The following is a 23,386-nucleotide window of genomic DNA, read 5'->3' as shown; positions in this document are numbered from 1 at the left end:
ATGCACCGCCTGTCGTTCATTCCGGCGACCAAATCGGCCGCTTCGTCGCTACCCCTATCGAGGTGAGCGTGTACCACCACTTAATCAACCCCGGCCGAAGCGGCCGGGGTTGTGCTGATCACCCCTTGAGCACTTCGACGAGCGTCGTGCCCAATTCCGACGGGCTCGCCGCGACGCGGATGCCCGCGGCTTCCATCGCCGCGATCTTGCTCTCGGCACCGCCCTGGCCGCCCGACACGATCGCACCGGCATGGCCCATGCGACGCCCCGGAGGCGCGGTCAGGCCCGCTATGAAGCCGACCATCGGCTTCTTGCGGCCCTTCTTGGCCTCCTCCTGCAGGAATTGCGCGGCCTCCTCTTCGGCCGAGCCGCCGATCTCGCCGATCATGATGATCGACTGGGTCTCGTCGTCGCCGAGGAAGAGCTCGAGCATGTCGATGAAGTTCGTGCCGTTGACGGGATCGCCGCCGATGCCGACCGCAGTCGTCTGGCCGAGGCCCGCCTGGCTGGTCTGGAACACGGCTTCGTAGGTGAGCGTGCCCGAGCGGCTGACGACGCCGACGGTGCCCTTCTTGAAGATCGAGCCGGGCATGATGCCGATCTTGCACTCGTTCGGCGTGAGCACGCCGGGGCAGTTCGGCCCGATCAGGCGCGATTTGGAGCCCGAGAGCGCGCGCTTGACGCGGACCATGTCGAGCACCGGAATGCCCTCGGTGATCGCGACGATCAGCTCGACCTGCGCGTCGATCGCCTCGAGGATCGAATCGGCGGCGAAGGGCGGCGGCACATACACGACCGATGCGGTCGCGCCGGTCGCGGCGACGGCCTCATGCACGGTGTTGAAATTGGGCAGGCCGATATGGGTGGTGCCACCCTTCCCCGGCGTGACGCCACCGACCATCTGCGTACCGTAGGCGAGCGCCTGTTCGGTATGGAAGGTGCCGGTGTTGCCGGTCATCCCCTGGGTGATGACCTTGGTGGCCTTGTTGACGAGGATCGACATGGGCGCTCCGAACAATATGTAGCATCGGCCCGGCGAACGATGCCGCCGGGCCGACCGAATGGCTTATGCCAGCGAGCTATCGATGGCCTTGCAGGCGACCAGCAGCTCCTTCACCGCATCCACCGAGACCGCGAGATTGGCCTTGGCTTCCTCGCTGAGCTTGATCTCGACGATCTTCTCGACGCCGCCCGCACCGATCATCACCGGCACGCCGACATAGAGATTGTCGACGCCATATTGGCCGGTGAGGTTCACCGCCGCCGGCAGGACGCGCTTCTGATCGTAGAGATAGCTTTCGGCCATCGCGATCGCGCTCGTCGCCGGCGCGTAGAAAGCGGAACCCGTCTTGAGCAGGGCGACGATCTCGCCGCCGCCGCCGCGCGTGCGCTTGATGATCGCGTCGATCTTCTCCTGCGTGGAGAAGCCCATTGCGATCAGATCGGGCACGGGAATGCCCGACACGGTCGAATATTCGATGACGGGGACCATCGTATCGCCATGGCCGCCGAGCACGAAGCTGGTGACGTCCTTGACCGACACGCCGAACTCTTCGGCGAGGAAGTGGCTGAAGCGCGCGCTGTCGAGCACGCCGGCCATGCCGACGACCTTCTCGGCGGGGAGGCCGGAGAATTCCCGCAGCGCCCAGACCATCGCGTCGAGCGGGTTGGTGATGCAGATCACGAATGCGTCGGGTGCGTTGGCCTTGATGCCCTCGCCGACGGCCTTCATCACCTTCAGGTTGATGCCGAGCAGATCATCGCGGCTCATGCCCGGCTTGCGGGCGACGCCGGCGGTGACGATGATGACGTCCGCACCCGCGATATCGGCATAATCATTGGTGCCGGTGATCGTGGAGTCGAAGCCCTCGACGGGGCCGCACTGCGACAGATCCAGCGCCTTGCCCTGCGGCACGCCTTCGACGACATCGAACAACACGATATCGCCAAGACCCTTGAGCGCGGCGAGATGCGCCAGCGTCCCGCCGATATTCCCTGCGCCGATCAGCGCAATTTTCTTCCGAGCCACTAGGCCCCCTTTCCTGCTTGCCAGCCATTGAGGCGCTGCCAGGATACGGCCACGAAAAACCCGGGCCGCGGATCAGCGGGGGCGACTTAGACCCGACTCCCACGCGGGGCAACCGCCTTTGCTGCGATTGCACGATGCATTTTGTGACATGTTATTGCGCGGCCAAGCGCGACAACATTCCGTCCCAATGCGCGATATCGTCGGCGAAAGCCTTCACGGGCAGCCGTTCGTCGCGCCCATGCGCGCGCTCGTCGTCGGGCGAGATGATCCACGCGCCGTCGACTCCGTAGATCGGGATGCCGACCGCGCGGAACTTGGCGCCGTCGGTCGCGCCGGCCGACATCTGGGGGACGATCTTGGACGCCGGGAAGCGCGCATGCACGGCGTCGGTGAAGGCGGCGACGACATCGGGCCGGAGCGGCGATGCCGCGGTGGTGGCGTTGTCGTCGCGGCGGGTCACGACGACGCCGGGATCCTTGATCGCGGCCTCCAGCTCGGTGCGGATCGCATCGGGCGAGACGCCGGGCAGGATCCGGCAATTGATGTTGGCGGTGGCGAGCTGGGGGAGCGCATTGTCGGCATGGCCGCCCGACAGCAATGTTGCGACGCAGCGCGTGCGCGTCGAGCCGACTTCGAGCGGATCCGCCTCGATCGCGTCGGCCGCCTTGCCGTCCTTCGGATCCTTCAGCCAGGCGCGCATCGCATTGCCGAGCGCGCCCTTCTCGTCCTGCTGGCGCACCTGATAATAAGCGCGCGTCGTCTCGTTGAGCGCAGGCTCGAAGCGATAGGCCTCGATCCTGTCCAGCGCGTGGGCGAGTTGGTAGATCGCGTTGTCGGGCCGCGGGCGCGACGAGTGGCCGCCCTTGTTGCGGACGGTCAGCGTATAATCGGCGAAGGTCTTCTCGGCGGTCTGGAGGCCGAAGCCGAGCGGACGGCCGTCGGCGGTGAAGCTGCCGCCGCCGGCATCGGCGTTGAGGCCATATTCGGCATCGGTCCATTTGCGCCATTCGGTCGCGGCGAGCTTGGCGCCGACCTCGGCGGTCTCCTCGTCGCCCGTCAGCAGCACGACCAAATCGCGCTGGGGCTTGAAGCCTTGGCTCTTCAGCTTGAGCAGAGCGGTGAGCATCGCCACCGTCGGGCCCTTGATGTCGGCGGTGCCGCGCCCGTAATAATAGCCGTCCTTCTCGGCGAAGACGAACGGATCGACCGTCCAATCCTCGCGCTTGGCCTCGACGACGTCCATATGCCCCATCAGCAGGATCGGCTTGCCTTTGGGCGCTCCCGCGGCCGGCCAGCGCATGATCAGCGCGGCGGTCTTGTTGTCACCCTCGCCCACATAGGGAATGACGTGGATGTCCGCCTCGGCCCAGCCGGCCTTGCGGAATTCCCCCGCGAGATAATTGGCCAGTTCGGGCACCTTCTCACGCCCGGCGACGGTGGGGATGTTGATCGCATGTTCCAGCATCGCCCGCCCGCGCGCGACCCACGGATCGGCGGGCTGGGCGATGGCGGAGGTGGCGAGGAAGGGGGCGAGGAGGAGGAGGGCGATGCGCTTCATGACGCTTTGCTAGCGCGCACCGCGTGCCGCGTCATCCCGGATCGCACGCCCGCGGACGCGAGAGCCTCACCGTCCCACGAGATCGACGAACATCGCCTCCACCTTCGGGACATCGACCGCATAGATCAGGTCGACGTCGCGCTCGCCCAAGCCCGGCCCCTTGCCCGCGGGCCAGGTCAGCAACGCACCATAATTGGCGCCCGGCATCAGATCGACATCCATCGCCAGCCGGCCGCGCGCGGTGACGATCGCCGGATCGCGCCACGCCGCCGCCTGCGTCTCGTCCCACAGCGGATAGCCGGGCTGCGCGATCCGCTTCACATACGCGGCGACCGGCCGGCCGCTCGCCGTCGCCCTGTCGAGCAGCGCCTGCGTGCCGACGGTCGGATCGCTCGCGTCGCCGGTGACGAGCGTCAGCTTGGGCCACGGGCTGGTGAAGACGATGTGCGCGGCTTCGGGATCCCAGAAATGGTTGAACGACATGCGCGGATTGAACGCGACCTGCATCGCGAACTCGTCCTGCGCCTTGGCCAGATCGCGGCCGACGAAATTGCCGCCTTCGGTCACGATCTCCCGGATGCGGCCCGCGAATCCGTCGTCGAGGCGCTGGGCGAGCGCGAGATTGGTGAGCGGTCCCATCGCCAGGATCGTCACCTGCCCGGGATATTTGCGCGACATCGCCAGCAGGAACTCGGCGGCGCTGACGGGCAGCGGCTTCGTCGTCGGCATGCCCTCCGCCATCGGCGCGACCACATCGGGCGCATGCGGCTCGCGGCGCTTGATCGTATTGTAGGCGGGCCAGCTGTCCATCCACGCGCCCTTGTAGGGCAGCGCGCCGTAAAGCGCCTCGCGCCGCGCGTTACGCGCCTTGCTGTTGACGAGCGGAAAGGTCGCGCCGGCGATGACGGGGATGTCGGTGCGCTTGACCAGTTCGAGCATGCGGAGCGTGGCGGCGGTCTCTTCGGGCTGCCAGCCGTCGCCGCTGACGATCGTGATGCCGAGCACGTCGATCGCGGGATCGTTCAGCAGCATCAGGATCGGCTGGAGGCCCGGCCCCTCGAACGCATCCTGATCGATGATGATCTTGCGGCGCTCGGCGGCAGGCGCGCCCGTCGCGCCGAGCGCGGCCAGAACGAGCATCGCGACCGTCAGGACCCAGCGCATCATCATTCCTTCCATTCCCCGAAAGAGCGGAACGCAATCGATCGCCAGCCGTCAATCCTCTGGCAACCTGCGTGCGTTATGCGCGGGTCAAAGAGGATCGATGATGAGCACGCAAGCAACCCCTCGCGCCGAACGCCGCAACGCGGACCAGCCCAGCACCTTGCGCGGCCAGGGCAGCGCGCCGCAGGACAGCTGGGTCCATGACGTCTCCAGCACGGGGATGCGGATCGAATGCCGCGCCGATCTGGCGGTGGGCGACGAGGTCACGGTCGGGCTCGCCGGTGCGGGCGCGACGCGGGCGCGGATCGTCTGGCGCAGCGGCAACGAATATGGCTGCCAGTTCGACGAGCCGCTGACGAGCGAGGTCGCGGCGCAGGCCTTTCACGGCGCGCCCGTCGTACAGCTCCACTCTTTCGGTCGCGCGGCCGCCGCGCCGGAGGCCGACGACGAGACGGAGGCGTTGCTCCGCCTGATCGACGACCGGCCGACGCGCGGCCGCTTCTGGATGGCGGGGCTCGCCGCGGCGATGGTCGCGGTGGCCGCTCCCCTGTCGCTGCTGCTTGCCCGCGCCGTCGGCTGAGGATCAGCTCTCCAGCGTCTCGCTGACGAAGCGATCGAGCAGGCGCACGCCATAGCCGGTCGCGCCCTTGTCGTAGAGCGTACCGGGCTTCGACGCCCAGACCATCCCGGCAATGTCGAGATGGGCCCAGTGGACGCCTTCGTCGACGAAGCGGAGCAGGAACTGCGCGGCCGAGATCGAGCCGGCCTCGCGCGGGCCGACATTCTTCATGTCCGCGATCGGCGAGTCGATCATCTTGTCATAGGCATCGCCCATCGGCATCCGCCACAATTTCTCGCCGGTCGCCTTGCCCGCGCCGGTGAGCGCATCGGCCAGGGCATCGTCATTGGCGAAGATGCCGCCATATTCATGCCCCAGGCTGACGATCATCGCGCCGGTGAGCGTCGCGAGATCGACGATCGTCTTGGGCGAATAGCGCTTCTGGACCCAGGTGATCGCGTCGCACAGCACCAGCCGGCCTTCGGCATCGGTGTTGATGACCTCGATCGTCTGGCCGGACATCGAGGTGACGATGTCACCCGGGCGCTGCGCCAAGCCATCGGGCATATTCTCGACGAGCGCGCAGACGCCGACGACATGCGCCTTCGCCTTGCGGCCGGCGATCGCCTTCATCGCGCCCACTACGGCGCCTGCGCCGCCCATATCCCACTTCATGTCTTCCATGCCGCCGGGCTGCTTTAGGCTGATGCCGCCGGTGTCGAAGGTCACGCCCTTGCCGACGAAGACGGTCGGCGTGGCGACGGCGCCGCCGGTGCCGTCCCAGCGCATCACCAGCAATTGCGCCTCGCGCGGCGATCCCTGCGAGACACCCAGCAGCGAGCCCATGCCCGCGGCGCGCATCTCGTCCTCGCCGAGCACCTCGATCTCGACGCCGAGATCGGCCAGCGCGCGGGCACGCTCCACGAAGCTCTCGGGATAGATGATGTTGGCGGGCTCGGCGACGAGCGCGCGGGTGAAGGCAACGCCTTCGGCCACGGCGATGCGCGGCGCGGCGGCGGCCTGCGCCGCTTCGATTGCGTCGCCGACGACGAGGACGAGCTTGTCGAGGCTCGGCCGCTGCTTGGCGGGAAGCTTGGTGCGATAGATGTCGTAGCGCCAGCTGCGCAGCATCGCCCCTTCGGCGATTCCTGCCGCGATCGCCGGGCGATCGGCCGAAGGCAGGCCGGTCAGATCGATCGCGACGCGCGTCTCACCCGAGACCAGCAGGCGCGCGACGACCGCGCCGCCCGCGCTCTCGCCATCGGCGCTGCCGGCGAGACCGACGAGCAGCACGCGCCGCACCGCATCGCCCTCGGCCGCATAGAATTCGACGATCGTCCCCGCTTTGCCTTCGAAGCGCGCGGCGGTCGCCGCCGCCTTGGCGACCGGACCTGCGCCGGAAAGCTCCGCCGGCAGCCGCGCCTCCAGCCCTTCCCCGCTCGCGACGGGAATGACGAGGACATGGGGCTCGGCCGGGCGAGCGGCGGCGAAGGAGACGGTGATCAACGCGGGACGCCTTTCAGAAGGAGGCGCCTATCTAGGCGCGCGCCCCCGCGTGTCAAAGGGCAGTCCCTTTCTCCCCGTCATTGAAAGGGCTGGACAAGAACAGCCGCAGCCCGACGCGAGCCGATTGCAGGCATGATGGCGGTACGATAGGGCGCGGCCGATGAAGCGGGGCGCGATAAGGTTCAGGGGATGCGCGCTCGCGCCTTTCGTCATTCTCGCCATCGGCGCAGCGACGTCGGCGCAGGCGCAGAACCTCCAGGATCGGCCCGTCGCGCCGCCCGCCGACGCCGCCGGCCTGCCCGCGACCAACGCCGACGATCAGGTGAGCTTCGCCTCCGACGCGCTGGATTATGACGATACCAACGATATCGTGACGGCCAGCGGCGACGTGCGCATGCAGCGCGCCGGCAGCCGGCTGCGCGCGGACAAGGTCGTCTGGAACCGCCGCACGGGCGAGGTCCACGCCTCGGGCAATGTCGCCGTCGTCAACCCGGGCGGCGATACCGCCTATAGCGACGAATCGGTGCTGACCGACGACATGAAGGACGGCGTCGTCGAAAATCTGCTGATCGTGCTCGCCAATGGCGGCCGGCTCGCGGCGCGCCACGGCGTGCGCAAGGGCGAGATCACGACGCTGGATCGCGCCGCCTACACGCCCTGCTCGGTCGAGAATGTGAAGGGCTGCGCGCAGGAGCCATCGTGGAAGGTCACCGCGGTGCGGATCATCCACGACGGCAATCGCCATCGCATCTATTACAAGGATGCGCGGATCAGCATCCTCGGCCAGACCGTGCTGTGGTTGCCCGGCTTTTCGCATCCCGACGGATCGAACCAGGCGGGCGGCGGATCGGGGCTGCTGCTGCCCAATTTCGAGGTTTCCAGCGCGCTCGGGGTCGATCTATCGATCCCTTATTATCTGCAGCTCGCGCCCAATCGCGACCTGACGGTCACGCCGCACGTTTACTCCAAGGTCGCGCCGGGCATCGAGGCGCAATATCGCGCGCTGAACACGTTGGGCGCGTATCAGGTGCGCGGCATGGTGACCTACGGCTCGCGCCTGCCCGCGAGCGTCAATGCGACCGCGCTCGACAAGGACAAGGGCATCCGCGCCTTCATCGACGCGAACGGCACCTATCAGCTCGGCCCCGACTGGACGCTGAGCGGCCAGGTCCGGCTGCAGACCGACCGCACGTTCATGCGGCGCTACGACATCAGCAGCGACGATCGCCTGCGATCGAGCCTATCGGCCGAGCGGATCGACACCAGCAGCTATCTCCAGATCGCCGGCTGGTACGTGCAATCGGTGCGGACCGGCGACAAGCAGGGGCAGCAACCGATCGCACTGCCCGCGATCGACTATCGCAAGCGGATCACCGATCCCTGGCTCGGCGGCGTCATCCAGCTGCAGGCGAACAGCCTGTCGCTGATCCGCACCGACGGCCAGGATACGCAGCGCGCCTTCGCCGGCGCGCGCTGGGACCTGCGGACGCTGACCGGGCTCGGCCAGCAGGTGACCTTCACCGCCTATAGCCGGGCCGACATCTATCATAGCGACGAGAATGACCGCTCGCCGACCGTGGTCTATCGCGGCCGCGAAGGCTGGGAAGGCCGAGCGATCGTCGCCGGCGCGGTCGACATGCGCTGGCCGTTCATCGGCAGCCTGTTTGGCGGGAGCCAGCAGCTCACGCCCCGCGTCCAGCTCGTCGCCTCGCCCCAGACACGCAATCTCGTCATCCCTAATGAGGATGCGCGCGCGATCGATCTGGAGGACAGCAACCTGTTCGCGCTCAACCGCTTCGCCGGATATGACCGGTGGGAGGACGGCAGCCGCGTCACCTATGGCGCGGAGTGGAACTACCAGCGCCCCCGCGTCGAGATCCGCGCCGTCGCCGGCCAGAGCTATCGCCTGACGAGCGAGCCGACGATCCTGCCCCCCGGCACCGGGCTATCGGATCGTTTTTCGGACATCGTCGGCCGCGTCAGCGTCAAATATGGCAAGTGGCTCGAGGTCACCGAGCGGTTCCGCATCGACAAGGACAATCTCAACGTCCGCCGCAACGAAGTCGATGCGACGATCGGCTCCAGCCACACCTATGCGCTGATCGGCTATCTGCGCCTCAATCGGAACATCGACACGTCGATCGAGGATCTGCGCGATCGCGAGGAGATCCGGCTCGGCGGGCGCGTCCAGATCGCGCGCTTCTGGTCGATCTTCGGATCGACGGTCGTCGATCTGACCGGCAAGAGCGAGGATCCGCTGGCGCTGACCGATGGCTATCAGCCGGTGCGGCAGCGCGTGGGCGTCGTCTATGAAGACGAATGCCTCTCGCTCGGCGTTTCGTGGCGCAAGGATTACGATCCCACGGGCGACGCAAGACGCGGCAGTACGTTCAGCTTGCGGCTGGCGCTCAAGAACATCGGTCGCTAAGCACAGGTTCAGCCGCAAGGGTGAAGTGCGGCGTTCCCGAGGCTGGACGGATAAACAAGAGTGACAGGTGCAGGAAGGCGCGTGGCCGCCACGGTGATGGCCATGCTGATGGCAGGCGCGATCCCGTTGGCGATGAGCGCGGTCTCCGCGCAGGAACAGGCCGAAGCGCCGGATAACGATCCGCTGAACCTGCCCGCCAACGTCGCCCTGCTCGGCCACAACGATCCGACCGTCCGCAAGGCGACCGCGATCGTCAACGGCGCGATCATCACCGATACCGATGTCGATCAGCGGCTGGGCTTGGTGCTCGCCGCCAGCCCGCAGGCGATCTCGCCCGAGGAGCGCGCCCGGTTGCGCCTTCAGGTGCTGAGCAACCTGATCGACGAGACGCTGCAGATCCAGGAAGCCGCCGCCAACAAGATCACGGTCGAGCGCGCCGAGATCCAGCAAACCTATGTCCGCGTCGGCACCCAGTTCAAGAAGAACCCGACCGAGTTCGCCGACTTCCTGAAAGAAAAAGGCTCGTCCGAAGCCTCGATGAAGCGGCAGATCGAGGGCGAGGTTGCCTGGCGCCGCCTGCTCGGCCGGCAGGTGGAGCCGTTCGTCAGCGTCAGCGACGACGAGGTCCGCCAGGTCATCGATCGGCTGAAGGCTTCGAAGGGCGCGCAGGAATTCCACGTCGGCGAGATCTATCTCGCCGCGCCCCTCGGCAACGAAGCGCCGGTGATGGCCAACGCCAACCGCATCGTCGACCAGATCCGCAAGGGCGCGTCGTTCGTGGCCTATGCGCACGAATATTCGGAAGCCTCGACCAAGGCGGTCGGCGGCGATCTCGGCTGGGTGCGCGCCGAGCAGCTGCCCGATGCGCTGGCCGCAGCCGTCCAGCAGATGCCGACGAGCGCGGTCAGCGATCCGATCGCGGTGCCGGGCGGCGTCTCGATCATCGCGCTTATCGACAAGCGCCAGGTGCTGACGACCGATCCGCGCGATACGGTGCTCGCGCTCAAGCAGATCTCGATCCATGTCGATCCCGGCGCGTCCAAGGAACAGGCGCAGCCGAAGATCACCGCCTTCGCCGATCAGCTGAAGACGCTGAAGGGTTGCGGCGACGTCGCCGGCATCGCCACGAAGATCGGCGCCGAAGTGATCGACAATGATTCGCTGCGCGTGCGCGAACTCCCGCCGCAATTGCAGGACGTGATGCTCAACCTGCGCGTCGGTGAGGCGACCCCGCCATTCGGCTCCAGCGCCGACGGCATCATCCGCGCGCTCGTCGTCTGCGGTCGCGACGAGCCGCAGGACGCCAATCTGCCGACCTTCGAGCAGGTCCAGAGCCAGATGGAAGAGGCGCGCGTCAATCTGCGTGCACGCCGCTATCTGCGTGATCTCCGGCGCGATGCCGTCATCGATTATCGCTGAGGCCATGCCCGGGGGCGCGCCTGCGCCGCTCGCGGTCGCCGTCGGCGATCCCGCCGGGATCGGCCCCGAGATCGTCGGCAAGGCCTGGGCGCTGCGCCGCGAACATAATCTCCCGATCTTCTTCGCGATCGGCGATACGCGCTCGATCGAGATCGTCTGGCGCGGGCCGATCGAGCGCATCTCCGATCCGGCCGAGGCGATCGCCTGCTTCGATCGCGCCTTGCCGCTGCTGCAGGTCGAGGATGCAGGCGAGATCGAGCCCGGCGTGCCCAATCCGGCCGGCGCCCGCTGCTCGCTCGATTCGCTGGAGATGGCGGTGGGGCTCGCGCGGTCCGGCGCGGCCGGCGGCGTCGTCACGGGCCCGGTCGCCAAGGCGCAGCTCTACGGGATCGGCTTCACGCATCCCGGCCAGACGGAATTCATCGCCGAACGCTGCGGCATCTCGCCCGGCAACGTCGCGATGATGCTCGCCGGGCCGACGCTGCGGACCGTCCCCGTCACGATCCACATGGCGCTGCGCGAGGTGCCGGACTTCCTTTCGGTCGATCTGATCATCGCCTGCGCGCGCACCGTCGAGCGCGGCCTGATCCGCGATTTCGGGATCGAGAAGCCGCGCCTCGTTATCGCCGGCTTCAATCCGCATGCCGGCGAAGGCGGCGCGCTCGGCCGCGAGGAGATCGACCTGATCGAGCCCGCGATCGAGCGGCTGCGCGCCGACGGCGTCGACGTGATCGGGCCCCTGCCTGCCGACACGATGTTCCATGCCCGCGCACGCGTCCATTACGATGCGGCGCTGTGCCTGTATCACGATCAGGCGCTGATCCCGATCAAGACGCTCCATTTCGACGAGGGCGTGAACCTGACGTTGGGCCTGCCGATCGTCCGCACCTCGCCCGATCACGGCACCGCCTTCGACATTGCCGGGCAGGACAAAGCGGATCCGGGTGCGATGATCGCGGCGATCGCGCTTGCCGGCAGCTGCGCGGCGAACCGCCTAGCCAACGCGTGAGCCGGCTGCCGCCGCTGCCGCCGCTCCGCGAGGTGATCGCGGCGCACGGCCTTTCGGCCGAAAAGGCGCTCGGCCAGAACTTCCTGCTCGACGCGCAGCTGCTCGATCGGATCGCGCGCGTGCCGGGCGATCTCGACGGTGCCTCGGTCTATGAGGTCGGGCCGGGACCCGGCGGGCTGACGCGCGCCTTGCTCGGCGCGGGCGCGCATGTCGTCGCGGTCGAGCGCGACCGGCGCTGCCTCGTGCCGCTGATCGAGCTGGCGCAGGTCGTCGATGGCCAACTGACCGTGATCGAAGGTGACGCGCTCGATCTGGACGAGGCGCCGCTGGTCGGGCGCGGCGCGCATATCGTTGCCAACCTGCCCTATAATGTCGGCACGGCTTTGCTGATCCGCTGGCTGAGCGACACCGCTTGGACCCCGTGGTGGGCATCGCTGACCTTGATGTTCCAGAAGGAGGTGGCCGAGCGCATCGTCGCGAAGCCGGACAGCGATCATTACGGGCGGCTGGCGGTGCTCGCCCAGTGGCGCTCGACGCCGCGCATCGCCTTCACCGTCAATCGCGCCGCGTTCGTGCCGCCGCCGAAGGTCACGTCGGCGGTCGTGCATATCGTGCCCGCCGACGCGCCCGAAGGCGTCCGGCTGGCGACGCTGGAGCGGATCACGGCCGCGGCCTTCGGGCAGCGCCGCAAGATGCTGCGGCAGAGCCTCAAGAGCGTGAGCGGTGCGATCGAGGCGCTGGAGGCGCTGGGGATCGAGACGACGCGGCGCGCCGAGACGCTGTCGGTCGAGGATTTCGTGGCCTTGGCGCGGATCCTGGACGCTCCCGACGGCTGAAAACGATAGTACTGAGCCTGTCGAAGCACGGCCTTTCCCTTTCGGCTCAAGAAGGACGGGCCTTCGACAAGCTCAGGCCGAACGGGTCGAAGGACCGCGTTTACGTCTCCTCGTCGTCCTTCGCCGCGGTCGCGGGCGGGCAGGCGATCCTCGGCGCCGTCTTCCGCGCGACCTTCGTCACGGCGAACTCGACCGGGGTCAGCTTCGCATCATGATCGGCATCAGCGGCGACGAATTTGGTCGTCGTCTTGATCGCCCATTCGTCGAAGTCGAGTCTGCCGTCGCCATTCGCGTCCAGCCTCGCGAAGGCCTTGCGGCGTGACGCGAGATACTCCTCGCGGGCCACTTGGCCGTCCTTGTCCTTGTCGTAGCGGCTGAAGCGCCGCTCCTCGCGCGTCTTCTCGCTGGCGGCGGGTGGCTCCGGGACAGCCTCGTCACGTCCCGCGGCACTGCGCGCGGCGAGCGGCACATCGGGCAGGCCGGACCGCGCATCCGCCCCGCCCCGCCAGATCAGAAGCCCGCCGCCCGCCAGCAACAGCGCCGCCACCGCACCGACCAGATAGCGCCACATCGTCCCTGTCTCCCCCCGGATCGGGCAGAGTTTATCGTCCCGTCAGCCGTCGCACCAGCATCCGCGCGAGCCGCGCCGGCGATCCCTGCCGACGCAGGCCGTCACTCGCCGCATCCCACCTTGCCAGCGCCGCGAGCGCGCCGAGCGGACGGGCCGCGCGCGGCCAAGAGCCGGGCCGGATCTGCCCAGCGATCTCGGCGGCCCGGCGCCGCGCCTCGGTGCGGATCGCCGCATCGGAATGGCGGTGCGCGAGATCGGCGAGCGCCCATGCCTCGCCCGCCGGCTCGATCCGATCGTCATCGGTGCCGAGCAGATGGCCGGCCGCGAGGAAGAGATTGCCGCCGCGTTCGTGCCCGTGACGGACGACGACATCCTCGGCGTCGAGCAGCGCGGCCCAGCCATCCTCTATTGCCGCCAGCGCCTCGCCCGAGGGCCCGCGCGGGAGGACATTCGTGGCGAGCGATGCGAGCAAAGGTTCGGCCGGGGGGGCTGCGTGATCCAGCCGCTGCAGCGCCTCGCGCCACCAGGCGAGGCGGATTAGCCCGATCGTCGGTTCGGTGGTCCTCGCCACGATCATGCCGAGGCGCTCGTCGAGCGCGAACAGGGCGCTCAGGCCGGGGCGAAGATGCGCGGGGGCATATGTGACGATGAGCGCGCGCTCGGGATCGGCGAGCGTCAGTTCCGCCCCGGCACGGGGATGGCGACCAGCCGAAGGCTGGTGGAGGGGGGTCACCACGAGCGGGGCACCCCCTCCACCACCACCTTCGGCGGTGGTCCCCCTCCCCGTTCCGGGGAGGACCAGGTTCTTACTTGTAGCAGACCTTCTTCGCCGCCTCGATCACGTCGCCGACCTTGAGCAGGGCTTCGGTCTCGAGGTTCGCGGCATAAGGCAAGGGCACGTCGATATTGGTGACGCGCAGGACGGGGGCGTCGAGATCGTCGAAGCCCTCCTCCATCGCGAGCGCCATGATCTCGGACGCGACCGAGCAGGTCGGCCAGCCTTCCTCGACGACGACCATGCGATTGGTCTTGGCGAGGCTCTTGAGCACGGTCTGCCTGTCTAGCGGACGGATCGTGCGCAGATCGATGACCTCCGCATCGATGCCGTCCTCGGCCAGCTTCTTCGCCGCTTCCAGCGCGACGCCGACGCCGATCGTGTAGCTGACGAGCGTCACGTCCTTGCCTTCCTTGACGATGCGCGCCTTGCCGATCGGCAGGACATAATCGTCGAGCTTCGGCACATCGAACGACTGGCCGTAAAGCAGTTCGTTCTCGAGGAAGACGACCGGATCGTTAGAGCGGATCGCCGCCTTCAGCAAGCCCTTCGCATCGGCCGCCGAATAAGGCGCGATCACGATCAAACCGGGGACGGAGGCGTACCAGGGCGCATAATTCTGCGAATGCTGCGCGCCGACGCGCGCGGCGGCACCGTTGGGTCCGCGGAACACGATCGGGCAGCGCATCTGGCCACCCGACATGTAATTGGTCTTGGCAGCCGAATTGATGATGTGATCGATCGCCTGCATCGCGAAATTGAACGTCATGAACTCGACGATCGGGCGCAGGCCCGCCATCGCCGCGCCCGTGCCGATGCCGGCAAAGCCATATTCGGTGATCGGCGTGTCGATGACGCGCTTCGGGCCGAATTCGGCGAGCAGCCCCTGGGTGACCTTGTAGGCGCCCTGATATTCGGCGACTTCCTCGCCCATCACGAAGATGCGATCGTCGGAGCGCATCTCCTCGGCCATCGCTTCCTTCAGCGCCTCGCGTACCGTCATCTTGACGAGCTCGGTGCCGGCCGGGACCTCGAGATCGTCGCGGGTATCGGCGACGGCCGCGACGAGCGCACGCGCGGCGGTCGGCATCTGGTTCGACACCTCGCCGCCCTCGGGCGCGGGAACGGCGGCATCGGCTTTCGCCTCGGCCTTCGGTGCTTCGGCGGCGGGCTTGGCCGGCTCGCTCGGGGCGGAGGCGTCCTCATCCTCACCGGCGATCATCGCGATCACCGTCCCGACCTTCACGCCGTCGCTACCCTCGGCGATGAGGATCTTGGTGACGGTGCCTTCGTCGACGGCTTCGAATTCCATCGTCGCCTTGTCGGTCTCGATCTCGGCGAGGATGTCGCCGGATTTGACCGTATCGCCTTCCTTGACGAGCCATTTGGAAAGCGTGCCCTCCTCCATCGTGGGAGACAGGGCCGGCATCTTCAGTTCGATCGGCATGGGGCTCGTAACTCAGTAAGTGTCGACGAGGACGTTGGTGTAAAGCTCGGACAGATCCGGCTCGGGGCTCTCTTCGGCGAAGGCCGCAGAATCGGCGACGATCTTGCGGATGTCCTTGTCGAGCGCCTTCAGCTCGTCGGCCGAGACGCCCTCGCCTTCCAGCAGCTTGGCGAGATGATCGATCGGATCGCTCTTGTCGCGGACCGACTGGACCTCCTCGCGCGAGCGATACTTGGCCGGATCCGACATCGAATGGCCGCGATAGCGATAGGTCTTGAGCTCGAGCAGGATCGGACCCTTGCCGGCCTGGACCCAGGCCTTGGCTTCCTCGGCCGCGCCGCGCACCGCGAGGACGTCCATGCCATCGACCTGGATGCCGGGGATGCGGAAGCTCTCGCCGCGGCGATAGAGCTGGTCCTCGGCCGAGGCGCGATTGACGCTCGTGCCCATCGCATATTGGTTGTTCTCGATCACGAAGATCACCGGCAGCTTCCAGAGCTCCGCCATGTTGAAGCTCTCATAGACCTGGCCCTGATTGGCCGCGCCGTCGCCGAAATAGACGAGCGCGAGGCCGCCATCCTCGGCATATTTGTGCTTGAAGCCGAGGCCGGCGCCGATCGAGACCTGCGCGCCGACGATGCCGTGGCCGCCGTAAAAGCCATGCTCTACCGAGAACATGTGCATCGAGCCGCCCTTGCCCTTCGAGATGCCGGCGGCGCGGCCGGTCAGCTCGGCCATGATGACGTTCGGATCGATGCCGTAGGCCAGCATGTGCCCATGATCCCGGTAACCGGTTACCACCGAGTCACGACCGACGGTCAGCGCGGACTGGAGCCCGACGGCGACGGCCTCCTGGCCGATATAGAGATGGCAGAAGCCGCCGATCAGGCCGAGGCCGTACAGCTGGCCGGCTTTCTCCTCGAAGCGCCGGATGAGAAGCATTTGCCGATAGAATTCAAGCATCTCCTCTTTCGAGGCAGCGTAAGCCTTCGGCTCATCGGGGCGTTCGCGATTGCCGATTCCGGCCGGAGTCGAAACTTTCGACACGGCGGGGGGCGCCGCGGCCTGTGCGCGTGGAATTCCTGCTGATGCTGCCTTCGCCAAGGATCATGGCTCCTGTCGGGGGGGACAATGGGACGGGCCCGTATAGGCGCTGCCACCGCCGGACGGCAATGACCTGCTGCGAACGGATTGCTGCAAAGACGGGATGTTGCCGGGGCGTTTCGGGCCGATGTCGGCTTATGGGTGGGTGATGATCACTTCGTCGGGCCGGACCTGCCCGGTCTGGCGCCGAACCAGCTCGTCCGCATAATCGGGATCGACGTGGCGCGGGTCGAGCAGGCTCGCATGATGCTCGAGCATCGCCTTCTCGGCCTTCAGCCGGTCGAGCGTCGAAAGATGATCGACCTTCTGCTGGCGGTATCCGGCCAGCTGCAGCAGGCCATTCTCGCCGAATACGGCGAAGCCCGCAAAATGCGCGATGACGAACAGCGCCACCGCCGGGAGGGCAGCCGACTTCATCAGGGTAAGGGCCGAGCGGCGCGACATCAGCCGGACAGAATCACAATCGAGTCAAGGGTTCAAGCGAAATGGTGCGGATCGAATCAGAAGCACGGTGAGCATGCCGACTCAGCGGCCCGGCAGCGCCGGCACCTCCCAGTTGCGCCCGACCTCCAGCGCGCGAAAGCGATCCCGCTTTATGCCCTTGTCGGCCAGCGTCTTCGCCAGCAGCGCCGGCGGCTCGTCGATTCCCTCGTTGGACAGGCGGAAGGTGCCCCAGTGGATCGCGAGCGCATGGGCGGCGCCCAGCGTCTGGAACGCCGCCACCGCCTCGGCCGGTCCGATATGGTTGCCGGACATGAGCGCGCGCGGCTGCCACGCGCCGATCGGCAGCAGAGCGAGGCGGTAGGGCCCGTCGCGCGCCGCCTCGGCCGGCCAGCTGCCGTCGCCCCAGCCCGTATCGCCGGCGAAGAACAGATTGCCGCCCGGTAGCGTGACGGTGAAGCCCGACCAGAGCGCGCGGTTGCGATCGCTCATCCAGCGCGAGCCCCAGTGATGGACGCGCTCGATAATCACGTCGATGCCCGGCCGGACGGTAATGCGCTCGCCCCAGTCCTTGGCGACCGCCTTCGCCCCGCTGCCGGCGATCACAGTGTCGTTGCCGAGGCTGGTGACGATAAGCGGGCGATCGCGCTCCCAGAGCCGCCGAAGCGTCGCCAGATCCATATGATCCCAATGATCGTGGCTGACGAGGACGAGATCGATCCTGGGAAGATCCTCGAACCGGATGCCCGGATCGCGGACGCGCGACGGGCCGGTCACGCCGAACGGGCCCGAATGCGTGGCGTAGATCGGATCGGTGAGGATGTTGATCCCGCCCGCCTGGATCAGCACCGTCGCATGGCCGATCCAGGTGACGAACATGCGGCGCGGATCGACCTTGGGAACGCAGCGCGCCCAGCTTTCGACGATGCGGGCTTTCGCCGCCGGACAGGGCGTGCCTTGGGCCGCGGGATAGCCCGGCGCCACGTCGATATGTTCGGGCCATGCGCTCCGGTCCTGCCCGAGCAGGAAGCGCACGAAGGTGGCGGCGGGCGGACGCCGCTGAGTGCCGCCCGTGCCATATTCGCCATCGGGATTGAAGAAATGGGCGCCGTCGTAATGCGCGCTCTTCGGGCCGCGATAATAGATGCGGTCGAGGAAGGGCGGGATCACGACCGGCGCGAGCAGCAGCACGATCACCAGCCACAGCAAGCCGGCGCCGAGCAGGCGCAGCGTTGTTCGCAGTGTCGCGGAACCCGTCATGGTCGGCGCATCGGCGGGAAAGTGGCATTTGTCCAGCGCCGGACATTTGCGACCAACCGTATTGCAAGCGTAACACAGCGGCGATATCGTTGCGGCGACACAACATTAGCGTCCGCGCGTTCGATCGCGCGGGCGATGGCGGCTTGCGGAGTTGACTATGCGTATCGAAATTACCCTGCTGGGCGCCACGCTCATTCTCGCGCTCATCCAGATCATGCTCGCGGGGCAGGTCCGCACGATGCAATATGGCACCAAGTGGAATACCGGCGCGCGCGACGCGGAGATGCCGCCGCTCAATCCGCTGGCGGGCCGGCTCGTGCGCGCGCAGGCCAATCTGTTCGAGACGCTGCCGATCTTCATCGGCGCAGTGCTGGCCGCGGCCTTCGCCAACAAGCTGGGCGAGCTGACGGCGATCGGCGCGGCGCTCTATTTCGGCGGCCGCGTCCTCTATGTGCCGCTCTATGCGGCGGGCATCCCGATCGTCCGATCGATCGTCTGGATGGTCGCCTCGGTCGGTCTCGTGCTGATCCTGTGGGCGCTGATGTTCGGCTGACGCCCCCTTCCCCGCCGATCACGCATTGCCAAGCTGCGGGGACGCTCTAGAGCGCGCCTCATGCCCCCTCTGTTTCTCGTCATGATCGGCGGCGCCATCGGCGCCGGCTTCCGCTTCCACATCGGCAACGTCGCGCTCCGCAACCTCGGGCCGAACTTTCCGTGGGGGACGTGGATGGTCAACCTCCTCGGCGGTCTGCTGATGGGCGTGCTCGCGGGCACGCTCGCCAAGGGCCCGGCGCTGCAGGGCGAGCCTCTGCGCCTGTTCCTCGGCGTCGGCGTGCTCGGCGGCTTCACGACCTTCTCCGCCTTCAGCCTGGAGACGGCGAACATGCTGATCCGCGGCCAGCATGTGCAAGCGGCCGCTTATGCGGTATCCTCGGTCGCAGGGTCGGTACTGATGCTGTTCGTAGGCCTGCTGCTGACAAAGGCGATGGCATGAGCGACGCAAAGAGTGATCCCACCGCGACCGCGGACGACGCCCGCAATTTCACGATCGCGGAAGACGATCACGGCATCCGCCTCGATCGCTGGTTCAAACGGCACATGCCGGACGCGAGCTTCAACATCGTCTCGCGCTGGTCGCGGACCGGGCAGCTGCGCGTCGACGGCAAGCGGATCGCGCCGGGCGACCGGATCGAAGCCGGCCAGGTGCTGCGCGTGCCGCCGCTGGAGGCGCTGCCCGTCGCCACCTCGACGGCCAAGCCCAAGAAGCAGCGCCCGCCGCTCTCGGCCGAGGACGAGGCGTTCATCCAGAGCCTCGTCATCTATCGCGATCGCTCGGCGATCGTCATCGACAAGCCGCCCGGCCTCGCCACGCAGGGCGGCACCAAGACCGATCGCCATGTCGACGGGCTGCTCGACGGACTGCAGTTCGAGCAGGAGAACCGCCCCAAGCTCGTCCACCGGCTCGACAAGGATACGAGCGGCGCGCTGCTGCTCGCGCGCTCGTCCAATGCGGCGGCGCATTTCGCCAAGGCCTTTTCCAGCCGCACGGCGAAGAAGCTTTATTGGGCGCTGATCGTCGGCGTGCCCTCGATCGAGGACGGCATGATCGAGCTGCCGATCGGCAAGCAGCCCGGCACCGGCGGCGAGAAGATGTATGTCGACGAGAAGGAGGGCAGCCCCGCGCGCACCCGCTATCGCGTCGTCGAGCGCGCGGGCAACGCGACCGCTTGGGTCGAGCTCCAGCCCTTCACCGGCCGCACGCATCAGCTGCGCGTCCATATGGCGGCGATCGGCCATCCGATCGTCGGCGACGGCAAATATGGCGGGCAGGACGCGTTCCTGACCGGGGGCGTCAGCCGCAAGCTGCACCTGCACGCGCGCCGCATCCGCATCGACCATCCCGACGGCAGCAAGCTGGACGTGACCGCCGAGCCGCCGCGTCATTTCGCCGAAAGCCTCGGCCATCTCGGCTTCGACATGGAGCTGGGCGATGCGCTGCCGATCGACGAGCCGAAGTTCAGCGAGACCGCCGAAGGCAAGAAGCGCGCCGTCAGCGCCGCCGCCAAAGCGCGCCGCAAGGATCGCAAGGGCGAGAGGCGCAACCGGACCGCGCGCGACTGATGCATCCCAACAGGGCCTTCGTCTGGGATGACGAACCAGCGATGCGGGATTTCGTGGAGCGCGTCGCCTTCGCCCTGATCGCGGTTGCGGTGGATGGGCGGGTCGTCACCGCGCAGGCGCCCCTCGCCTTCGCCGGCGACGGAGCGCCGGTCTTCCACCTGGCACGGGCCAATCCGCTGGTCGGCCACCTCGACGGTCGGCCGGCGCTTGCCACCATCGTCGGCGAGCACAGCTATATCAGCCCCGACTGGTACGGCAGCGAAGATCAGGTGCCGACGTGGAATTACCGGCTCGTCGAGATCGAAGGCGTCGTCCGCCGCCTCGACGATGCCGGACTGATCGACCAGCTCGATCGCCTGAGCGCCGCGCAGGAGGCGCTGCTCGCGCCCAAGCCGCCATGGACGCGCGACAAGATGAACCCTGCCCGCTTCGCGGCGATGACGAAGGCGATCGTCGGATTTGCGATCGATGCGCCCGCGATCCGCGGCACCGTGAAGCTCGGCCAGAACAAGAGCGCTGTCGAGGCTGCCGGCGCGATCGCCGCGTTGCGCGAACTCGACCGCACCGACATTGCCGCCTCAATGGAGACCGCCCGATGAACCGCCTCGCCATTTTCGATTGCGACGGCACGCTCGTCGATTCGCAGGGCGTGATCTGCACCGCGATCGAGCAGAGCTTCGCGGCACACCGGATCGCGCCGCCGACGCGCGCGGCCTCGCGCGGGATCATCGGCCTTTCGGTGACCCAGGCGATGGCGGTGCTGCACCCGGCCGGATCGACCGACGATCATGAGGCATTGGGCGCGACCTACAAGGCCAGCTTCGCGGAACTGCGGACGCAGGGCCGGGCCGACGAGCCGCTCTATGACGGGATCCTCGCGGCGATCGACGGGCTGGAGGCGCGCGGTTGGCTGCTCGGCGTCGCGACCGGCAAGTCCGATCGGGGGCTCGGCCATGTGCTGGAGAAGCACGGCCTCCACCCGCGCTTCATCACGCTGCAGACCGCAGATCGCCACCCGTCCAAGCCGCATCCGTCGATGATCCGGCAGGCGATGGCCGATGCCGGCGCCGAGCCCGCCGGCACCGCGATGATCGGCGATACGAGCTACGACATGGAAATGGCGAAGGCCGCGGGCGTCGCCGCGATCGGCGTTGCCTGGGGCTATCATTCGGCGGACATGCTGCGCGAGGCGGGCGCCGATGCGGTGGCCAGCCACGCGTCCGAACTGGTCGATCTGCTCGAAGCCCTGCCGTGAAGCGCTTCTACACGGACGTGACGATCGAGGACGGAGCGATCCGGCTCGACGGCCGCATCGTCAAGACGCCGGACCGCGCGGCCCTTTCCGTCCCCTACCCCGCGCTTGCGACAGCGATCGCCGCTGAGTGGCGCGCGCAGGGCGACGTGCTCGATCCGCGATCGATGCCGATGACCGGGCTTGCCAATGCCGCGATCGATCGCGTCGCGCCCGATCCCCCCGCCTTCGTGGCGACGCTTGCGGGTTATGCCGAGACGGACCTGCTTTGCTATCGTGCGCTCACGCCGCCCGAGCTCCTCATCGAAGAAAAGGCCGCCTGGGATCCGCTGCTCGACTGGGCGCGCGCGCGCTACGACGTCCATTTCGAGATCGTCGCCGGCATCGTCCACTGCCCGCAGCCGCCGGCGACCGTCGCCCGCCTGCGCGAAGCGCTAACGGTGCGCTCCCCCTTCGCGCTCGCCGCGATGGCGCCGCTGATCACGATCAGCGGCTCGCTCGTCACCGCGCTCGCCATCGCCGAAGGCGCGATCGACGGCGAACCGGCCTTCGAAGCGACCCATCTCGACGAAATCTGGCAGGCGCGCCGCTGGGGCGAAGATGCGCTCGCGACGCAGACGCGCGATGCGCGGCGGCGCGATTTCACGGCAGCGGCAAGATTTCTGCAGCTATTAGACTGAAGTCTAATCGCGTTCTCTTTTCGTTGTCAGATCGCGAGCTGAGCAGATTACTGCTGCTATTTGCCTTACGGCGCGCAAACAAGATTTAGACTTCAGTCTAACTTCTGAAAACGATCGTAAACTTACGACCGTTAACCAAACATACACCTTGCTAGTTAGGACTTCGGGGCAGTAATACTGCTTTCGGAACAGGGTATTAGTGCATTTATATTCGGATTTCCGAGAAAAATGGCACGACATTCCGTGAACCTTCGTCAGTAACCATAGTCCGCGTAGAGTAGGGTTTTTTATGCGTAACATTATCGGTTTGATTGCGAAGGGCGGGGCCCGCGCCGCCATCACGGCATCGTTCGCCGTAGCCACGACCGGGTCGGCCCTCGCGGTCACCAGCATTTCGAGCAACGCGACCGACCTCAAGGTTTCGCTCGGGATCGCGACCATTCCCGTCGGCGTCACGATCGGTACGTCGAGCGGGACCGCCGCGCCCGCTTATAGCGCCAGCAACAGCGTCGCTTCGGTCAATCAGTCGCTCGCGCTGGGAGGCGTCGTCGGCGGCCCGCTGAGCCAGGGGCTGACGACGGGCGTGATGACGACCTCGGCGCAATCGGCCTTCCCCGTCAGCCCCACGGGCAGCGCCAGCGCCACGATCAACAATCTCGGGCTGGGCCTTGCGATCAATCTCGGCGTGCTGGGATCGCTCAACGCGCTGTCGCTGGGCTCGTCCGCGGTGACCTCGACCACGACGTTCGACGGGAGCAACTTCACCGGTGTCAGCAGCGTCGCAGATCTTGCCCTGAACAGCCTGATCCTGTCGCTGCCGATCAATGCGGGCATCTACGCCTCGACCGCGGCCAACCGTACGCTGATCGACATACTCGGCCTCAAGATCACGCTCAACGAGCAGATCGCCACCGACCTGACGAGCGCGGGGCTCAATACGCGATCGTTCACGACCAACGCGTTGCGCGTGACCTATACGGACTTCCTCGTCGGCGGCGCGCTCTTGAACGGCGACGTGATCGTCGGGCAGAGCCAGGTCAGCGTCACCCAGGCGGTGCCCGAGCCGGCAACCTGGTCGATGATGATCCTCGGCTTCGGCATGGTCGGCGGCGCGCTCCGTCATCAGCGCCGCGCGGTTCGCGCACTCGCCTGACCGCAACCAGGCGACCTGCAGCGAAGGGGCTCGGTGGCACTCGCCGCCGGGCCCCTTTTTCGATATCGTTGATG

General features: G+C 67.3%; 23 protein-coding genes. 12 read left to right on the top strand and 11 right to left on the bottom strand.

The genetic code is table 11. From position 1 onward, the window contains the following. Positions 1-118: 118 nt before the first annotated feature. The 4 genes from sucD to Q4F19_RS21320 all read right to left on the bottom strand — a co-directional run bounded on the left by sucD (position 119) and on the right by Q4F19_RS21320 (position 4,754). Positions 119-1,003: a succinate--CoA ligase subunit alpha gene (sucD, locus tag Q4F19_RS21335; RefSeq protein WP_303546883.1), complete on the bottom strand. Its 885-nt coding sequence runs from the start codon at positions 1,001-1,003 to the stop codon at positions 119-121. Positions 1,004-1,066: 63 nt separating this feature from the next. Then, positions 1,067-2,029, bottom strand: coding sequence for a malate dehydrogenase (mdh, locus tag Q4F19_RS21330; RefSeq protein WP_303546881.1), 963 nt, complete (start codon positions 2,027-2,029; stop codon positions 1,067-1,069). Between the two features lie 151 nt (positions 2,030-2,180). Next, complete coding sequence (locus Q4F19_RS21325; protein WP_303546879.1) at positions 2,181-3,587, bottom strand: M20/M25/M40 family metallo-hydrolase; 1,407 nt, start codon at positions 3,585-3,587, stop codon at positions 2,181-2,183. 66 nt (positions 3,588-3,653) lie between these two features. Continuing rightward, a complete protein-coding gene (locus Q4F19_RS21320; protein ID WP_303546877.1) occupies positions 3,654-4,754 on the bottom strand; it encodes a nucleoside hydrolase in 1,101 nt (366 codons plus the stop codon). Positions 4,755-4,854: 100 nt separating this feature from the next. Between Q4F19_RS21320 and Q4F19_RS21315 the strand changes: the two genes are divergently transcribed. Continuing rightward, the gene (locus tag Q4F19_RS21315) at positions 4,855-5,331 is read left to right on the top strand and encodes a PilZ domain-containing protein (RefSeq protein ID WP_303546875.1); all 477 of its coding nucleotides are present in this window, start codon (positions 4,855-4,857) and stop codon (positions 5,329-5,331) included. Between the two features lie 3 nt (positions 5,332-5,334). Here the strand turns inward: Q4F19_RS21315 and Q4F19_RS21310 are convergent, their stop codons facing one another. After that, the gene (locus Q4F19_RS21310) at positions 5,335-6,813 is read right to left on the bottom strand and encodes a leucyl aminopeptidase (RefSeq protein ID WP_303546897.1); all 1,479 of its coding nucleotides are present in this window, start codon (positions 6,811-6,813) and stop codon (positions 5,335-5,337) included. A gap of 163 nt (positions 6,814-6,976) precedes the next feature. On the opposite strand from Q4F19_RS21310, the gene Q4F19_RS21305 reads away from it, so the two are divergent. From Q4F19_RS21305 to rsmA, 4 genes are all read left to right on the top strand, one after another. Further along, positions 6,977-9,244, top strand: a complete 2,268-nt coding sequence (locus Q4F19_RS21305) for an LPS-assembly protein LptD (protein WP_303546873.1) — start codon at positions 6,977-6,979, stop codon at positions 9,242-9,244. Positions 9,245-9,340: 96 nt separating this feature from the next. Continuing rightward, a complete protein-coding gene (locus Q4F19_RS21300) occupies positions 9,341-10,663 on the top strand; it encodes a peptidylprolyl isomerase (protein WP_431312445.1) in 1,323 nt (440 codons plus the stop codon). Further along, positions 10,641-11,672, top strand: coding sequence for a 4-hydroxythreonine-4-phosphate dehydrogenase PdxA (gene pdxA / locus Q4F19_RS21295; RefSeq protein ID WP_303546871.1), 1,032 nt, complete (start codon positions 10,641-10,643; stop codon positions 11,670-11,672). The genes Q4F19_RS21300 and pdxA overlap by 23 nt, the downstream gene beginning before the upstream one ends. Further along, entirely contained in the window at positions 11,669-12,508 is an 840-nt protein-coding gene (gene rsmA, locus Q4F19_RS21290; RefSeq protein ID WP_303546869.1) for a 16S rRNA (adenine(1518)-N(6)/adenine(1519)-N(6))-dimethyltransferase RsmA, read from the top strand. The genes pdxA and rsmA overlap by 4 nt, the downstream gene beginning before the upstream one ends. A 100-nt stretch (positions 12,509-12,608) precedes the next feature. On the opposite strand, the gene Q4F19_RS21285 is transcribed toward rsmA, so the two are convergent. The 6 genes from Q4F19_RS21285 to Q4F19_RS21260 all read right to left on the bottom strand — a co-directional run bounded on the left by Q4F19_RS21285 (position 12,609) and on the right by Q4F19_RS21260 (position 18,106). Further along, positions 12,609-13,079, bottom strand: a complete 471-nt coding sequence (locus tag Q4F19_RS21285) for an EF-hand domain-containing protein (protein WP_303546867.1) — start codon at positions 13,077-13,079, stop codon at positions 12,609-12,611. Positions 13,080-13,110: 31 nt separating this feature from the next. Further along, positions 13,111-13,815 (bottom strand): squalene/phytoene synthase family protein, encoded by a 705-nt coding sequence (locus Q4F19_RS21280; protein ID WP_303546865.1) that lies wholly within the window; start codon positions 13,813-13,815, stop codon positions 13,111-13,113. Between the two features lie 70 nt (positions 13,816-13,885). After that, positions 13,886-15,301 carry a pyruvate dehydrogenase complex E1 component subunit beta gene (locus tag Q4F19_RS21275; RefSeq protein WP_303546864.1) on the bottom strand — a complete coding sequence of 472 codons (1,416 nt, stop codon included), beginning with the start codon at positions 15,299-15,301 and terminating at the stop codon, positions 13,886-13,888. A gap of 12 nt (positions 15,302-15,313) precedes the next feature. Then, positions 15,314-16,321, bottom strand: a complete 1,008-nt coding sequence (pdhA, locus tag Q4F19_RS21270) for a pyruvate dehydrogenase (acetyl-transferring) E1 component subunit alpha (protein ID WP_431312444.1) — start codon at positions 16,319-16,321, stop codon at positions 15,314-15,316. 219 nt (positions 16,322-16,540) lie between these two features. Beyond that, positions 16,541-16,849, bottom strand: a complete 309-nt coding sequence (locus Q4F19_RS21265) for an FtsB family cell division protein (protein WP_303546860.1) — start codon at positions 16,847-16,849, stop codon at positions 16,541-16,543. 81 nt (positions 16,850-16,930) lie between these two features. Next, positions 16,931-18,106: an MBL fold metallo-hydrolase gene (locus Q4F19_RS21260; protein WP_303546858.1), complete on the bottom strand. Its 1,176-nt coding sequence runs from the start codon at positions 18,104-18,106 to the stop codon at positions 16,931-16,933. 157 nt (positions 18,107-18,263) lie between these two features. Here Q4F19_RS21260 and Q4F19_RS21255 point away from each other — a divergent pair, with 157 nt between their 5' ends. From Q4F19_RS21255 to Q4F19_RS21225, 7 genes are all read left to right on the top strand, one after another. Beyond that, positions 18,264-18,659 (top strand): MAPEG family protein, encoded by a 396-nt coding sequence (locus Q4F19_RS21255; RefSeq protein WP_303546856.1) that lies wholly within the window; start codon positions 18,264-18,266, stop codon positions 18,657-18,659. A 60-nt stretch (positions 18,660-18,719) separates the two neighbouring features. Continuing rightward, positions 18,720-19,100: a fluoride efflux transporter CrcB gene (gene crcB, locus Q4F19_RS21250; protein ID WP_303546854.1), complete on the top strand. Its 381-nt coding sequence runs from the start codon at positions 18,720-18,722 to the stop codon at positions 19,098-19,100. Next, entirely contained in the window at positions 19,097-20,227 is a 1,131-nt protein-coding gene (locus Q4F19_RS21245; protein WP_303546852.1) for an RluA family pseudouridine synthase, read from the top strand. Before crcB ends, Q4F19_RS21245 begins: the two co-directional genes overlap by 4 nt. After that, positions 20,227-20,826, top strand: a complete 600-nt coding sequence (locus Q4F19_RS21240; protein WP_303546850.1) for an FMN-binding negative transcriptional regulator — start codon at positions 20,227-20,229, stop codon at positions 20,824-20,826. Before Q4F19_RS21245 ends, Q4F19_RS21240 begins: the two co-directional genes overlap by 1 nt. Beyond that, the gene (locus Q4F19_RS21235) at positions 20,823-21,482 is read left to right on the top strand and encodes an HAD-IA family hydrolase (RefSeq protein WP_303546848.1); all 660 of its coding nucleotides are present in this window, start codon (positions 20,823-20,825) and stop codon (positions 21,480-21,482) included. Before Q4F19_RS21240 ends, Q4F19_RS21235 begins: the two co-directional genes overlap by 4 nt. Continuing rightward, positions 21,479-22,159, top strand: coding sequence for an ATP12 family chaperone protein (locus Q4F19_RS21230; RefSeq protein ID WP_303546847.1), 681 nt, complete (start codon positions 21,479-21,481; stop codon positions 22,157-22,159). Before Q4F19_RS21235 ends, Q4F19_RS21230 begins: the two co-directional genes overlap by 4 nt. A gap of 289 nt (positions 22,160-22,448) precedes the next feature. Continuing rightward, positions 22,449-23,312, top strand: coding sequence for a PEPxxWA-CTERM sorting domain-containing protein (locus Q4F19_RS21225; RefSeq protein WP_303546845.1), 864 nt, complete (start codon positions 22,449-22,451; stop codon positions 23,310-23,312). Positions 23,313-23,386: the final 74 nt, after the last annotated feature.

It is taken from the genome of Sphingomonas natans, assembly GCF_030546695.1.
In the GTDB taxonomy this organism is placed as follows: domain Bacteria; phylum Pseudomonadota; class Alphaproteobacteria; order Sphingomonadales; family Sphingomonadaceae; genus Sphingomonas_I; species Sphingomonas_I natans.
Note: the sequence above shows the minus strand (reverse complement) of the source record. Positions and strands in the feature narration are given on the sequence as shown.